This window comes from Streptomyces dengpaensis, from assembly GCF_002946835.1.
Taxonomy (GTDB): domain Bacteria; phylum Actinomycetota; class Actinomycetes; order Streptomycetales; family Streptomycetaceae; genus Streptomyces; species Streptomyces dengpaensis.
This window is the reverse complement of record NZ_CP026652.1, coordinates 4,587,148-4,600,189: the sequence shown is the minus strand read 5'-3', so window position 1 is coordinate 4,600,189 and position 13,042 is coordinate 4,587,148. Positions and strand designations below refer to the sequence as shown.

20 protein-coding genes are annotated in these 13,042 nt (G+C 70.0%); all 20 read right to left on the bottom strand.

The window, feature by feature from the left end:
• Positions 1-3: 3 nt before the first annotated feature.
• The 20 genes from C4B68_RS21290 to C4B68_RS21215 all read right to left on the bottom strand — a co-directional run bounded on the left by C4B68_RS21290 (position 4) and on the right by C4B68_RS21215 (position 12,953).
• Positions 4-1,650, bottom strand: a complete 1,647-nt coding sequence (locus tag C4B68_RS21290; protein ID WP_099506068.1) for a hypothetical protein — start codon at positions 1,648-1,650, stop codon at positions 4-6.
• Entirely contained in the window at positions 1,634-2,113 is a 480-nt protein-coding gene (locus C4B68_RS21285; protein ID WP_240634426.1) for a hypothetical protein, read from the bottom strand. Before C4B68_RS21285 ends, C4B68_RS21290 begins: the two co-directional genes overlap by 17 nt.
• A gap of 562 nt (positions 2,114-2,675) precedes the next feature.
• A complete protein-coding gene (locus tag C4B68_RS21280; RefSeq protein WP_099506069.1) occupies positions 2,676-2,879 on the bottom strand; it encodes a hypothetical protein in 204 nt (67 codons plus the stop codon).
• Between the two features lie 91 nt (positions 2,880-2,970).
• Entirely contained in the window at positions 2,971-3,366 is a 396-nt protein-coding gene (locus tag C4B68_RS43405) for a PASTA domain-containing protein (RefSeq protein ID WP_240634425.1), read from the bottom strand.
• 250 nt (positions 3,367-3,616) lie between these two features.
• The gene (locus tag C4B68_RS21270) at positions 3,617-3,817 is read right to left on the bottom strand and encodes a hypothetical protein (RefSeq protein ID WP_099506070.1); all 201 of its coding nucleotides are present in this window, start codon (positions 3,815-3,817) and stop codon (positions 3,617-3,619) included.
• Between the two features lie 5 nt (positions 3,818-3,822).
• Positions 3,823-3,978 (bottom strand): hypothetical protein, encoded by a 156-nt coding sequence (locus tag C4B68_RS42015; RefSeq protein WP_167459133.1) that lies wholly within the window; start codon positions 3,976-3,978, stop codon positions 3,823-3,825.
• A gap of 224 nt (positions 3,979-4,202) precedes the next feature.
• Positions 4,203-6,326 carry an FtsK/SpoIIIE domain-containing protein gene (locus C4B68_RS21265; protein WP_099506071.1) on the bottom strand — a complete coding sequence of 708 codons (2,124 nt, stop codon included), beginning with the start codon at positions 6,324-6,326 and terminating at the stop codon, positions 4,203-4,205.
• A 97-nt stretch (positions 6,327-6,423) separates the two neighbouring features.
• Positions 6,424-6,600 carry a hypothetical protein gene (locus tag C4B68_RS42010; protein ID WP_167459132.1) on the bottom strand — a complete coding sequence of 59 codons (177 nt, stop codon included), beginning with the start codon at positions 6,598-6,600 and terminating at the stop codon, positions 6,424-6,426.
• Positions 6,601-6,602: 2 nt separating this feature from the next.
• Positions 6,603-6,923, bottom strand: coding sequence for a hypothetical protein (locus C4B68_RS21260; protein ID WP_099506072.1), 321 nt, complete (start codon positions 6,921-6,923; stop codon positions 6,603-6,605).
• Positions 6,920-7,096: a hypothetical protein gene (locus C4B68_RS42005; protein WP_167459131.1), complete on the bottom strand. Its 177-nt coding sequence runs from the start codon at positions 7,094-7,096 to the stop codon at positions 6,920-6,922. Before C4B68_RS42005 ends, C4B68_RS21260 begins: the two co-directional genes overlap by 4 nt.
• Positions 7,093-8,190 (bottom strand): hypothetical protein, encoded by a 1,098-nt coding sequence (locus C4B68_RS21255; RefSeq protein ID WP_104880005.1) that lies wholly within the window; start codon positions 8,188-8,190, stop codon positions 7,093-7,095. The genes C4B68_RS42005 and C4B68_RS21255 overlap by 4 nt, the downstream gene beginning before the upstream one ends.
• A complete protein-coding gene (locus C4B68_RS21250; protein ID WP_099505347.1) occupies positions 8,187-8,564 on the bottom strand; it encodes a DUF6907 domain-containing protein in 378 nt (125 codons plus the stop codon). Before C4B68_RS21250 ends, C4B68_RS21255 begins: the two co-directional genes overlap by 4 nt.
• Positions 8,561-8,776, bottom strand: a complete 216-nt coding sequence (locus tag C4B68_RS21245; protein ID WP_099505348.1) for a hypothetical protein — start codon at positions 8,774-8,776, stop codon at positions 8,561-8,563. The genes C4B68_RS21250 and C4B68_RS21245 overlap by 4 nt, the downstream gene beginning before the upstream one ends.
• A complete protein-coding gene (locus tag C4B68_RS21240) occupies positions 8,773-9,279 on the bottom strand; it encodes a hypothetical protein (RefSeq protein ID WP_099505349.1) in 507 nt (168 codons plus the stop codon). The genes C4B68_RS21245 and C4B68_RS21240 overlap by 4 nt, the downstream gene beginning before the upstream one ends.
• A 127-nt stretch (positions 9,280-9,406) precedes the next feature.
• Complete coding sequence (locus C4B68_RS21235) at positions 9,407-9,622, bottom strand: helix-turn-helix domain-containing protein (RefSeq protein ID WP_099505350.1); 216 nt, start codon at positions 9,620-9,622, stop codon at positions 9,407-9,409.
• Between the two features lie 71 nt (positions 9,623-9,693).
• Positions 9,694-10,314, bottom strand: a complete 621-nt coding sequence (locus C4B68_RS21230) for a hypothetical protein (RefSeq protein WP_099505351.1) — start codon at positions 10,312-10,314, stop codon at positions 9,694-9,696.
• Complete coding sequence (locus C4B68_RS42000; RefSeq protein WP_167459130.1) at positions 10,311-10,472, bottom strand: hypothetical protein; 162 nt, start codon at positions 10,470-10,472, stop codon at positions 10,311-10,313. The genes C4B68_RS21230 and C4B68_RS42000 overlap by 4 nt, the downstream gene beginning before the upstream one ends.
• A complete protein-coding gene (locus C4B68_RS21225) occupies positions 10,469-10,669 on the bottom strand; it encodes a hypothetical protein (RefSeq protein ID WP_099505352.1) in 201 nt (66 codons plus the stop codon). Before C4B68_RS21225 ends, C4B68_RS42000 begins: the two co-directional genes overlap by 4 nt.
• On the bottom strand, positions 10,666-11,184 hold the full coding sequence (locus C4B68_RS21220; protein WP_240634424.1) for a hypothetical protein: 519 nt from the start codon (positions 11,182-11,184) through the stop codon (positions 10,666-10,668). The genes C4B68_RS21225 and C4B68_RS21220 overlap by 4 nt, the downstream gene beginning before the upstream one ends.
• A gap of 128 nt (positions 11,185-11,312) precedes the next feature.
• Positions 11,313-12,953, bottom strand: coding sequence for a DEAD/DEAH box helicase (locus C4B68_RS21215; RefSeq protein ID WP_240634423.1), 1,641 nt, complete (start codon positions 12,951-12,953; stop codon positions 11,313-11,315).
• Positions 12,954-13,042: the final 89 nt, after the last annotated feature.

Here is a 13,042-nt window from a genome sequence, read left to right as displayed (position 1 = left end):
TCCTCATCCGCCGTAGTAGTAGGACACTTCCGGGTCGGCCAGGCCCGCCGCGATCACGTCGCCGAGCGCCTCGTGCGCCAGCACGGACGCCACAGCGATGTCGATCTTCTGAGCGGGGCTCGCCTTGCGCAGCACGTACAGCCCGGACGGCCGCTCGGCCTGCCGGGTGTTCTGCACGTGCGCCTGCGTGAGCTCGCAGCCGTCGTGCGTGAACGCGGCCGCGCGCGAGCCCTCCGCCGTGTTCCGCTTCACCACGTCCGTCTTCAGCCGCTCCGCCGCGGCGTACATCTGCACCATGCGGCGCGTGTACCAGCGGATGACGCGCTCCTCGCCGTACTGGTCCACCCACTCGTCGACCTCCGTGTCCCAGTAGGGCGGGTCCGCGTACAGCCGCACGACGTCGTAGCGGTTCATCAGCTGGTCCATCGCCGCGCGCACCTCCGCGCGCGGGACCTGCCCGCCATAGTCGGCGGGGTTCCAGATGGTCGGCTCATCGTTGCCCCCGTACAGCGGGGTGAACTGGTAGCCGTCCATCGTCTCGGCGCGGATCGCCGTCCAGTCGTCCATGTCGGAGCCGTCGAACCCCAGGACGATCCGCGTCATCGGCCGCACCCGGCGCGGCTTGGCCTTGGCCGCCCACTTCGTGCCGTCCAGCCAGCCCGCGGAACCCGCCACGCACCGGTTACCGAAGAAGCGCTCAGCCTGCGCCGGGTCCTTCTCCATGATCTCGGCGGCCTCGGCCTCGATCGCGTCGAGATCCACGTGAGACGAACCCGCGTACACGGCGGCGTGGATCTTCCGGCGCTGCCGCTTGTCCTTGTACGACAACGACTTGGGCGCCTGCGGGTGGTAGCGGAAGATGTCCCGGGCTTTCGCCTCGGACGTTGTCTGCGCCACCGAGTTCTCCGACGGATCCCACCCGTTCGTCGTCTCCATCGACCGGCCGCCCATACCGGCCGCGCCGCGCCGCTGCGTCTCGGCGACCTTCCGCAGTTTGTTCGTCGCGTTGTACAGGCCGGTCTCGTCTTGCATGGCGAAGATGATCGGGTTACCCAGCCGGGACAACGCGCTCGAGGTCACCACGTCGATCCGGCCGTCGTCGCCGACCCGCGTGAACTCCTCGCCCGACTGCATGATCTCGGCGAGCGGACCGCGCTTCACCATCGACCGCAGCGGCCGGTAGACGTTGGCGACCTGGTCCTCGGAGGTGGCCGTCAACTGGATCAGCGGCGTCGGCCACGGCACGCCCATCGGCTCGCCGGGCTCGTACTGGTACCACCACCCGCAGCCGCAGCCATGGTCCGAGCAGCGGTACCGCTCGCCGCCCTTGGCCCACCCGTCGAAGACGACCGGCCCCGCCGCCTCGGCCAGGACGATCGTCGCCGACCACGGACCCTTTCCCGTCTTCTGCGGAGCGACGACCTGGCTACGGCGGTAGTGGAACGCCGGCGCCAACTGGCCGACGAGCGCCCCCGGCTTCACCCGGTAGTGGTTGACCGTGCACCACAGCTGCCACGGGTACAGCTCCATGCGCTCACCCACACGGAAGCCGTCCGGGACAGGGCAGTGTTCCTCAATCCAGTCCGGAACGATCCACAGAGTGGGGAAGTCGACGACGAACTCGGCTCCGGGGTCAGGCCCCTTCGCCACTGGGCACGACCTTCAGGCGGTCACGAGCCGACGGGCGCCGCGCAGCGGGCTCCGGGCCGGCCGTCTCGGCTTCCGGCACCTCGACCACCGGGGCGATCTTCCACCGGTTGCGGTTCATCCCCGCCACGCTCAGACCGAGGCTGTCGAGATAGCCGCGCACCATCTTCTTGACGTCCACCCGGGCGTCCGCGCGCTCGGCCTCGGCCAGCGTCCGAACGAACAGCGCCACCTCCAGCTCCTGGCCCATGTCCTCCCAGGCCGTCGCCTGCGGCTTCGCCCACAGCTCCTCCCACAGATCCAGCTCGCGCGGCGCGGCCTCGGTCAGCGGCCACTCAGGCAGTGCGCCCTCGCGCCCTTCGGCCGGCAGCGTCCGCCACCCGCCCTTGTCGAGAGACTTCGTACTGCGCAGAGACCTCGGGTCCGGCGGCGGACCGGACACTGCGCGCGCTCCACCACGGGGCATTTCGATCACTCCTTCGGCGCTGCGTTGCGCAGCCTCGAATGCCGTCACCTTGCGTGACGGAGGGGACCCTTTGAACCCGACGGACCTCCGAGAGCCCTCCCCGGCGTTCCGGGCCCCCTACCGGCCAGGGGTCACCCCCCACCCCTCTGACCTGCAACGATGCCCATCACATAGGCTCTGACCTGCAACGATGCATCATGGGCACTCTGCGCGGTCGTTCCAGCCTCCGGGCTGGTGTCGTGCGGTCTCGCGTGAGTGGTGGGCCTTGGTCATGGCCTGCAGGTTGGTCCAGTCGTGGCCGCGTGGTCCCAACGGTCCGAGTCCGTCGCGGTGGTTGACCTCGGTGGCTCGGGGCCGCAGGAGTGGGGGCAGGGCCTCGTCCTCGTCGCACTCGCATAGGGGGTGGGCTCGGAGGTAGGCGGCTCTGGTGCGTGCCCATCGGGCGTCATAGCCCTTGGCGGCCGCGCTGGTGCGCTGTCGGCCGGCCCTTCGCTGGCAGGCCTCGCAACGTCCCCCAGGGGTAAGCGTGGGGCAGCCTGGGGTCGGGCAGACCTGGAGGGCCTTACGCGATGCCATGGATGTGAAGCTTGGCCAGCATCACGGCCAGCGGGCTGGGCATCGGTCCGTCGCTATGTCCGCAGCTGCAGATGAGGGTTGCTTGGCCGGTCCGCTCGTAGCAGGCCCACCCGTCTTGCGGTGGGAGGGCTCGGATCTCGGATGTGATCCGCACGTCGTGCGGGGTGTACGCGAGCATGGCCACCTCCATGTGTCCGATCGTCGGGCAGTGGACGTCTGGACGCGACGACGCCCCGACCAGGGCCTGTGCGGTCGGGGCGTCGTCGTGCGTCTGTGGGACGTCAGCAGGTCTCGTCGTCCTTGACCGCGAAGAGGGTTACGGGCGTGTCCGTGGGGTGCGTGCCGGGCGCGGGTTCCTGGCTGCACACGGTCCAGTTGCGGTCCATGACCTGCAGGCGGTTCTGGCCGCTGGCGTCCTGGTCGTCGAGGACGTAGAACCCGGCGGCTTGTGCCTCGTCTTGGGCGGCCTGGAGGTCCTGGCCGGCGAGGTCGGGCAGCGTCGCGGTCTCCGCTTCTGCCTCGGCGGCGCCGGCGTCGCTGCCGGGCGCGTCCGTCTCCGTGGTGTCCTCGGCAGCGGTGTCCGGCTTGTTGGAGCTGCTGTCGCTGGTGCTCTCGCAGGCGGTGAGCGTGAGGAGTGCTGCGGCGGTGAGCGCGCCGAGCGTCGTGCGGATGCGCATGGTTCCCCCCTGGAACGTGGTTGCTGAGGGGACATCATGCGCCATGTGGGGGACCAGTGAAGGCGCTGTGGCTGTCCTGTGACACGGCGAAGCCCCAGCCGGGGGAACCGTGACTGGGGCTTCGTCGTGAGTGTGTGAGCGGCGACCGTCACCGTCAGGTGTCCTGGGTATCTCCCGGGGAGCATGCCGCTCTGTGCTGGTTGAGGGCACAGGTGTTCACCGAGATCGTCACACACCGTCTGACCTGCGGTCAAGCGGTCTGGCGTTCGGCGCGTTTGGCGGCGTAGGCGGCGACGTCCTTGACGGCGTACCAGGGGTGACGTTCGGTGCCGCCAGCGCGGGTGAAGTGGCCTCGGTAGACAAGGTTGCGGAGGGCGCCGGGGGTAATGCCCAGGGCACGTTGGACGTCACGGGCGGTGAGGCAGCCGGGTGGGGTGATCTGCGACTCCATGGCGGCTACAGCGCGGAGTCGAAGGTGATCGGCTTGGCGGGCCGGCGGCCGGGGATGTCTGTCACTCGGCCTGCGGCGCGTACCGCGTCCCTGCCGTTCGGCTTGATCTGCCAGAGCGGGGTGTGCGCACGCGGCTTGGCCGGGGTGGTGCTGTCCTTCATGAGCTGTTCCTATCGCTGACTGGTGCACTGGTGAGCGGGCTACTCGATGCCCATGATGCGGCAGTGAGTGACCTTGTGGTGGACGCCAGAGAGGCCGTTTCCGGGGGCACTTGAGGGTCCCAGGATGCGGCCCCACTGCCTCACTTGACTGCCGTTTGCGCTGATCAAGGCCAGTGAGGCAGGGCAGTGACCTTGGAAGTGGAAAGTCACTGCCCACTGCCGGGTCACTGAACCTCTGCGAGCTCTTCCGCGCGCCGTTCGAGGGCCCTCTCGACGCTCTCCAGCTTCACGACGGGGTAGCCGTCGAGGGTGCCGGGCTCCTCTCCGTACTCGGCCAGCAGGGCCTTGAGACGGGCGCCGTTCCAGTGCTCGTACACAGCGTGGTTGCGGGTCTTGAGGCGGTGGATGACCTCGGTGGTGCGGACGCGGGATTCACGGCCGACGACGGCGGCGAGGTCGGCGAGGTGGTCGACGGGCTGGACGACCTCCAGCTTGTGGACGGTAGCGACGTTCGCGCGGCGGGCCTTGGCCCGGTCGGTGAGCGTGACGGCGTCCTCACCGGAGATGAAGTGCGTCCGCACGGTCACGGAGGCCTGCCCGGCCTCCATCGGGATGCCCTCGCCAGCCACGACCAGCGTGCCCTTGTCGAGGCCGCGACGGAGCTTGTGCGGGGCGGCGCCGGCGTCCACCGGGGCTTCGCCGAGGGCCATCTTGGCCTGGGACTCGGTGCCGAGGACCAGCGAGCCGCGGATGTGGTTGCCCTCGCGGGACCGCTTGGGCAGGTTCTCGTCGGTCGGGTCCTGGGTGCCTTCCCAGATGGTGACGTTGACGGCGCGGCCCTGGTCGTGGATGCGCTTGACGGCCTGGAAGTAGCGGCTGGTGGCCTTGCTGCCGCCGTAGGGGCGCCCATCAGGGCTCTTGGCGCCGCAGCCGTAGGCGACTTGGGCCTCGTCGACGATGAGGACGACGGGCCGGAACCGCTTGTCGGTGCGGGCCATCTCGCGGGTGACTCCGTCGGTGGCGCCGGACTCTTCCAGCAGGGCGATGCGCTTCTGCATCTCGTCGACAGCCCATTCGACCATGTCGGTGGCCTGGGCTACGTGCTCGTCGGTCGGGCCCTGGATGAGGACCTCGGCGAGCCCGTCGAAGCCTCGCCAGTCGCCAACACCCTTGAGGTCGGCGATGTAGAAGTCGACGGTCTCGTCGAGGGCCAGCCACAGGGCGAGGGCGCGCAGGGCGGCGGTCTTGCCCTGGTTGGACAGGCCCGTCAGCAGGATGTGCCGCTGCTTGACGGAGACACCCACAGCGTCGCCGCGCAGGTTCTGCCCCCACGGCGCGCTGCCGGTGTAGTAGTCCGCGGTGGCGTCCTGGTCGAGGACGAGGGGCGAGGCGCCGATGGGCTCGTCGAGGGCGCCCGAGTCGGCGATCCACAGGCGCACCGTGCGGGGCTGCGGCGGGATGGTGATGAACACCTCGTGTTCGTGCCGGTTGAGGTTCTCGGCGAGCTTGCGGCGCTTGTTCTGGATCTCTTCGGTGGAGACACCGGAGGGCAGGTGGACGTCGACCTCGACGCCGCATCCGGCGATGGCGATGGGGGAGAGCATGCCGGCGCCGACGTCACCCATGTCGTCGATGGCCTTGCGCAGGGCGGAAATCCCCAGGTCGCGGAAGGCGACGACGACGATGGACGCGGTGATGGGGGCGCCGAGGTCGCGGGCGCTGACGGGCAGCGCCCACTGGGGGGCGGTGTGGCGGTGCTGGCCGATGGCCCATACGGCGGCGAGGCCGATCCAGGGGGCGAGGGCGAGGGCGGGGCCCCAGATGACGCCGACGATGATGGACACCCATCGGACGAGGTCGGCGACGGTCTCGAAGGGGGCTGCGACGTCGGTGATGTCGTGGTTGGCCCAGGCGAGCAGGATGCCGATCAGGAGCAGGATTCCGGCGCCGCCGACGGCGCCGGCGCCGATGGCCTTGGGTGCGTTGAGGGCGAACTGTAGGAGTTCCATGCGCCGCCTGTGCCGGGCGGCGCGGTAGTTCTGGCCGCGGGCTTCCCATTCCTTGACCTCTTCGAGGAGGCCTGCGGCTTCGGCGGCGCGGATCATCCGCTCGTAGCGGGACGCGGTGCGGCCGTCCCAGATGCGGCGTCCTACGACGCGTGTCCCGCCGAGGACGTAGGCGCCGTGGCGGACGGTGAGGCGTCCTGCGGTGCGGACGCGTTCGTCCTGGAGGGCGGCGCGGGCGATGCGCCGGTAGCGAGCTCGGCGGCGTTCGGGACGCGTCGAGGACGCCTCGGTGCCGGGCGCGTCCTCGGCGTCCTGTGGCGTCTTGATCATGGTGACTGTCATGCTTGGGGCTCCGGGTTTCGTGACGTATTTCGTGACGGAACTGCAGGGCCCGGGGACGGCGGCTGCTTGGCGGTAGGACGCCGTCCCCGGGATGGATCTACTTCTTGCGCTTGCCGTCCTCGCGCTTCTGCGCCTGCTCGCGGATGCGGGTGACCCGGTTCTCCAGGGCCTTGGTGCCCTTGCCGCGGGCCTGTCGGCGGTCGATGCGGGCGCCGAGGGCGACGACGCGGAGGATCTCGCCGAGGCTGTGCGGGTCCTTGTTGGTGAACGCCATGGTCAGCGGCCTTTCCGGTAGTCGGTCCACATGCTGCGGAGCACGAGGATGCAGATCGTGAGGGCGACCACTGCCAGGGCGAGGACGGCGGCGAGGATCGCGAAGCCGAAGACGACGAACGCGATGGCGATGGCGAGCACGGTCAGGGCGAGGACGCCGAGGCAGCCGCCCGCGATGTATGCGCCCCACGGGTGCGCCTTGATGGGCTGCAACGGCTGCGTGGCCTGCTGGGCCACGGGGGCCGCGCCGTACTGGACGGGCGGGGCGTACATGGGGTTTCCGGCGAGGTCGTAGCCGATCTGCTGCTGTACGGGCTCGGTCACTTCACCCACCTCCGGACGCGGCGGGTGATGCGCGGCCAGAGGATGACGCCGGCGGCGAACGCGAGGACCGGGGGCTGCGAGGCGACCGTGGTGGCGATGGCCAGGACGATGCCGAAGAGCGGGGGGACGGCGACGAGGATCGCGAGGACGATGCCGAACAGGATGCGCATCATGCGTATCCACCTTCCATCTCGGTCTTCTTCGCGGCTCGGGACAGGGCGGTGCGGATGTACGGCTCGGTGACGACCAGGCGCCGATGTTGGGCGATGTGGTCGGCGATGTCCCTGGGTGATGCGCTCGCCCCGAGGACCGATGCGGCCTCGGCTACGGCGCCCGCCATGTCGAGCGGTTCCAGCTCTCTGACCTGTGGCGCATCAGCCGTATCAGGTCGATGCGCCTCGTACTCCGGTGCCCGGTGGCCGAGGACCAGGGCGACCGCGACAGGGTCGACTGGCACGCCGTAGGTGCCCAGGAGCGCGGCGAGTTCGGCGGGGGGCGCATCAGGTCGCGCATCAGCTGCGAGACGGATCGCATCCGCCGGGTCCATGTCGGCGAACCGCTCGCGCAGCACCTCGGTCGCGGAGACCTGTCGGGGCCGTTCGACGGGACTGACCGACGGGCTGTCGGTCTGTCCGCCGTACATGGATGCGAGGGCCGCATCAGCTCCCGCGCGGAGCCGGACGCGCTGCACGTCGACCAGCTCGGCGCCGAGGACCTGGTCGCCTCGGCCGACCACCTTGGCCAGGCTCCAGCTCTTGCGCAGTGCGGCCTGCCGCGCTTTCTCGTCGGGGTGGCCCTCGGAGACGGCCCGCTGGTAGGCGAGCTGCTGCACGGCGTCCGCGTTGCGGCGCTGCGCCTCAGCGTCCACGCCGGTGCGGTAGATGACGATGCGGCGGGCGATGAGGCCGAGGCCCTCGGCGGCGCCCGACATGGCCAGCGGGGTCATGCCGTACACGGCGGCCTCGGTGACGCTGCTCGCGAGGGACAGGCCGGTGAGGCAGGCGGCGAGCGGGGCGAGCCACAGTCCGCCGCGTACCCACGTGGGTGAGGGCTGGCCGAGCATGGTGAGGCCGAGCATGGTGAGGGCGAGGATGAGGGTGAGGCCTTCGCCTGCGGCGACGACGCCGATGGCGGTGGCCTTGCGGTGGAACTCGGAGACGACGTTGGAGAAGGTGCCGATGGCGCCGGCCGCGCCGACGGCGACCATGACGAGGGCGGCGGCGCCGAGGACGACGGTCTGCCCCTTGGTGAGGCGGCGGGTGGTCACTGGCCACCTCCGCGGATGCGCTCGGCCTCGTCGGCGAGGTGGTCGAGGGCGTCGAGGTGGGCGCGGGTGGTGGCGACGAACGCGCGGAGGCCGTCGGGGTCGACGGATAGGGCGTCGCCGCCGATCTCCACGGCGATGATGGGCAGCGGCTCGGGGGCGAGGTCACCGTAGGGGGCGTGGGAGATCCAGGCGCGCATGTACTGGATGGTGCCGAGGCTGGTGTCGAAGGTGGCTACGGTCTCGGGTCCGTTGTGGATGATGTCGGGCCGGAACTGGGCGCGGTCGTGGGCGCCGGCGCACCAGTCGGGCTCCTCGATCTCGAGGGGCTTGGTGACGAGGACGTTGACGGTCGCGGTGCGGGGCTCGGTGCTCACCGGCGCTCACCCCGTTCGGCGTCGAGGGCTGCGACGAGGGAGCGGATTCGGTAGTTGAGGCCGGTCGCGGCGCGCAGCATTGCGTTGTGGTCGTGGATGTTGGCGGTGGCGACCTTGTCGAGGTATTCGCGGGTGAGCTTCAGTTCGCCGTCGAGGGATGCCGGGAACGGGGGCTCCTCGCCGGGGCCGTGCAGCGGGTCGTAGGAGGTCACTGCTGCTCACCTCGCTCGGTGGCGAGGAACGCGGCGACGGCGGGGAACTGGTCGTCGACGGAGCGGCGGACGGCCGCCTGCTCGGCGACTGGCAGATTTTTGCCAGACGGCTCGACCTCCGACGGGCCGCAGACGGGGCACGGCGCCGTGGCGCCGCCCTGGGCAACGAACCTCACCGCATCGGCCCCGTAGCAGCGCGTGCAGCTGGGCGACGGGGCTACGTAGGTCTCGGCATCCTGCTCGTCGACCGCCTCGGCGCCGATGGCGCGCAGCAGGATGCGCAGGGACTCGCGGAGGACCTGGTGGGCGTGGTTGAGGGCGAGGATGTCGCCGGGGTCCACGTGCTCGTGTTCGGCGAGCAGCAGCTGGGCGATGCGGATGGCGACGGCGAGGTCGCTGGGCTCGGCGAGCTGGTCGCGGATGCGGTCGGCGGCAGCCCCGTACAGGGGCTCGTCGACGGGGAGGCTGCTGATCTGGGCAGCGGGCATGGAAAGATCGGCCATAGCCGGATCTCCTCCTGGTCTAGTCAGGTAGGACTTCTCGGTCAGGCCCTTGGCCGGGACGGCAATCCCGGCCTTGGGCCGTCTTCAGTTGTGGAGCCCCAATAGCTTTCGTTCGCCGGTACGGAAGCTATTTCTGGCTGGTCTTGCGTTGGTAGGCGCGGATGGCCTGGTTGACGCTCGGAGTCTTCACGCCGAGCTCCTTGGCGACGGCGGTCTGGCTGCCGAGTTCATCGACGCCAGCGAGTAGGGCTCTGGCCCGTTCGTCGGTGGCTTCCTGGTAGGCCTGCTGTGCGGCCTCTTGCTTGCGGACGGCCTCGTCGTGCCGTGCTCTCCATGTAGTCACGTCCCTCCTCGTACCGGAGGTGACTGCCTGACCACAAATATAAGCAGGGGTGCTTATGACGGTCAAGCTATTCACGCCGCCTCGTCAGGCTGAAGTCGTGCGAGGGTGAGGAAGTCCTCCGGCCCGTAGGAAGTCCCGCACCAGTCGCACACCAGCCGCGTCTGGCCACGCTGGTGACGGATCGTCGCCCCGCACACCACGCCCGAGCTGTCGACGGCGACGCACTGCCCGATCCGTCGCCCGCGCTCCGGGAGCGCGCCGACGACCGACAGCACGCTGCGCTCCAACTCCCGCACCTCGACCGCCATATCGACGACCGGCGGAAACTCGGTCACCAGCCAGTCCAGGTTCATGGACAGGTTGCGGGCCGCGGCGACGATGCGGTGCCGGACGTCCCCGCCGACCGCAGGCCGGCTCCAGCCGCGCCACTCGGCCGCATACTCCCGCCACGACTCGAGGGTCTTCACGACCTCCACGGTGCGCAAGTCCAGCACCACCTCATTGACGGGCGCCCGCGAGCCTGCGTGGCCCGCTGAGACCCGCTCGCCGCCCGCCGTACCGCTCGGGGCGAGGAAGCCTTCCAGGACGTCCCAGAGCGTGCTCATCCGGTCGAGACGGCGGGCGAGCGCGGTCGCATCCCCCGCGCACAGGAACCCGGCCTCCAGGTCGCGGCCGCACGCGCACTGGTTCATGCGTTCCACTCCAGGATCAGGGCGTCGTCGTCGGACTTGCCGATGCGGACCTCGATGCGCTGGCCTTCGAACTCGTCGTCGATCCAGGCCTCGTAGCCGTCGGCCGCGGCCGCCCGGATCACCCCCTGGATCCGGGCAGCCCACTCCTGCGCGTTCACGCCGGGCTCCCGTGCTGCAGCCGGTACAGGCGGAGGCTGCTGTGGAACTGGTCGGCGCCGAGGATGCGGGCCTGCCGGCGGGCGGCCGCATCGGCACGCTGTCCGTCGCGCCACCCCCAGTACATGTGAAGCAGGTTCATGCTCTGCGCGCCGAGGGCGGCGCCGACGATGAGCATCTGGACCTCGTTGGGTGTCATGCTGCGAGTCCTTCCGTGTCAGGCCACTGGCAGCCGTCGAGACCGCGCCGGTGAGTGTCTGGGACGACGGCGAGCGGCCATCCCTTGTGGTGCAGGCCCATTGCGAGCAGAACGTAGGCGTCGGCCTGGTCGTACCGGCCGGGCCCGTCGCAGTCGACGCCGTACCGCTCGCGCACGGCGTCCCTGACGGCACCCTTGGAGCCGGAGCCCTTGCCGGTGGCGTATAGGGCACGGCAGGACGGCGGGACGATCGCGTAGGGGATGCCGCGGCGCCAGCAGGCGTGCCGGACCATGACGCGGAGCCCGGCGAGGTCTTCGTGCCGGTGTGCGACCCCGCCGCCGAACGACGGCCCTTCGATGACCACCAGGTCGGCGTTGCGGATATGGATGGCGACCTGGTCGACGATGAAGGCGAGCCGCGGGTGACCGCGGAGCCCGGTCCGGGGCCGGATGATGTCGGTCCAGCCCTCCCCGGCCACGCCGGTGCAGGTGAGGGACAGGTCGAGGCCGATCACCCGAGGAACCGTGGGGCTCTGCCCCACAGAGTGACCGGACGTCACCCTGTCGTTTGCGAGGTCCTCGTGGGACCTGGCAACCATGGGGATGTCCCCACGGCTGAAGTCGTGCTGCACCGGATCTCCCTTCACGCCGCGGCCATGACGTTGAGTCGGTTGAGGATCGTCGTGAACTGGTGCACGGCCTGCAGGTCCGAGACCTCACCGGCGGTGCTGCCCGACGGCACCGAGATGCCCTTGACCCGGCAGAAGTTGAGCTGCTTGACGCTGGCCGGCTTGCTGCGCCACGGCGCCGAGCGGGTGGCAAGCCACCGGCTGCCCATGGCTCGGGCCTGCTGCTCCAGCCACGCCTTGGCGTCCGCCAGGGGCAGCGGCACGTCATGCTTCGGCCCGACGATCCCGTTGCTGGTGTCGAAGCGGCGCAGCCAGTACGTGCGGTCGACGGGGTTACGGACCAGGAAGACGAAGAGCGAGTCGGCGACCGGTATGAACCACACGCCCGAGTCCGTCTTGAGCCAGCGGACCGAGGATCCGTGGAACAGGTCGATCTCCTCGACCTGGATCCGTGACAGGTCGACCTGCCGCTTCACCTTCTCCTCGGTCTCGCGGACTGCCTCTCGGAGCGTCTGTTCCTCGCCCTGCATGACGACGTCGCGGCCGGTGAGGTCGACGATGGAGGCGAGGTTGTGGCGGGTCGAGGCGCCCACCACGTCGAGGATCAGCGCGTCCTTCTTGCCGGTCTCAGGGGACAGACGCAACGCGCGCCCGGCCATCTGGCAGTACAGGCCTGCTGACTTGGTCGGGCGGGCGATGACCACGCACGATGTCCACGGGGCATCGAAGCCCTCGGTCAAGACCATGCAGTTCGTGAGGACCTGCACCTCACCGGTCTCGTACCACTTGAGAGCGGTCTGCCGCGCCTCCCTGGGCATATCGCCCCAGATGGCGGCGGCCGGGATGCCCACGTCGTTGAAGGCGTCGGCCATGGACTGGGCGGTGGCAACCGTCGGGGCGAAGACCACGCCGGGCCGGTCGCCGGCGTGCAGCCGGTACGCCTCCGCTACGACCTCGGCAGCGCCCGAGTCGTCCAGAGCCTGCCCGAGCTGGCCTTCCTGCAGGTCGCCGTTGCGGGTCTTGACCTTGTCGAGGTTGAGACCCGGCACAGTGATGCGTTTGCCGCGGACGTCGCACAGGTAGCCGTCCTCGATCATCTCCAGGATGTCGAGGGTGAAGACGACCTCGTCCCAGACGTCGGCCAGGCCGCCGTCCGCGCGGGTCATCGTCGCGGTGAACCCGGCCACCGGGATTCCGCGCCAGGCGCCGAAGTGCTCCAGCACCGTCATGTACGAGCGGGCCGCCGCGTGGTGGCATTCGTCGACGATGACCATGCCGATGTCCTGGATGGCCTGGCGCCGTCGTTCGACCGCGAGGGTCTGGATGGAGGCGACGACGACGTCCACGTCCTGATGCTCGTTGCGGGCGGCCTTCACGATGCCGACCCGGAGCGCGGGGGCAACGGCCTTGATCTTGTCGGCGGCCTGGGTGAGGAGTTCTTCGCGGTGGGCGATGACCAGGGCCCGCTCGCCACGGGCCGCGAGGACGACAAGGTGTTCGAGGATGAGGTTGGAGAAGACGACGGTTTTGCCGGCGCCGGTTGGGAGGACGACGGCGAGCCGGTTGCTGGCGCTCGTCGCCCACCGGGTGGTGAGGGCGTTGATCGCCTCCGTCTGGTACGGACGGGGCTTGAACGTCTCGGGCGTATCAGACATGACGGTCACCTCGGCTCGCGGAGTCGCGGGGTTCGCAGGGAGCGCAGACGGTCGGGGTGGGCGCTGCCCCGAAAAAACCGGGGCAGCGC

Excerpts from the sequence above, each read along its gene's own strand:
- C4B68_RS21285 (WP_240634426.1), bottom strand. The coding sequence starts at position 2,113 with ATGCCCCGTGGTGGAGCGCGCGCAGTGTCCGGTCCGCCGCCGGACCCG.
- C4B68_RS42010 (WP_167459132.1), bottom strand. The coding sequence starts at position 6,600 with ATGGCGTTCACCAACAAGGACCCGCACAGCCTCGGCGAGATCCTCCGC.
- C4B68_RS42015 (WP_167459133.1), bottom strand. The coding sequence starts at position 3,978 with ATGAAGGACAGCACCACCCCGGCCAAGCCGCGTGCGCACACCCCGCTC.
- C4B68_RS21280 (WP_099506069.1), bottom strand. The coding sequence starts at position 2,879 with ATGGAGGTGGCCATGCTCGCGTACACCCCGCACGACGTGCGGATCACA.
- C4B68_RS21225 (WP_099505352.1), bottom strand. The coding sequence starts at position 10,669 with ATGACACCCAACGAGGTCCAGATGCTCATCGTCGGCGCCGCCCTCGGC.
- C4B68_RS21230 (WP_099505351.1), bottom strand. The coding sequence starts at position 10,314 with ATGAACCAGTGCGCGTGCGGCCGCGACCTGGAGGCCGGGTTCCTGTGC.
- C4B68_RS21265 (WP_099506071.1), bottom strand. The coding sequence starts at position 6,326 with ATGACAGTCACCATGATCAAGACGCCACAGGACGCCGAGGACGCGCCC.
- C4B68_RS42005 (WP_167459131.1), bottom strand. The coding sequence starts at position 7,096 with ATGATGCGCATCCTGTTCGGCATCGTCCTCGCGATCCTCGTCGCCGTC.
- C4B68_RS21270 (WP_099506070.1), bottom strand. The coding sequence starts at position 3,817 with ATGGAGTCGCAGATCACCCCACCCGGCTGCCTCACCGCCCGTGACGTC.
- C4B68_RS43405 (WP_240634425.1), bottom strand. The coding sequence starts at position 3,366 with ATGCGCATCCGCACGACGCTCGGCGCGCTCACCGCCGCAGCACTCCTC.
- C4B68_RS21240 (WP_099505349.1), bottom strand. The coding sequence starts at position 9,279 with ATGGCCGATCTTTCCATGCCCGCTGCCCAGATCAGCAGCCTCCCCGTC.
- C4B68_RS21215 (WP_240634423.1), bottom strand. The coding sequence starts at position 12,953 with ATGTCTGATACGCCCGAGACGTTCAAGCCCCGTCCGTACCAGACGGAG.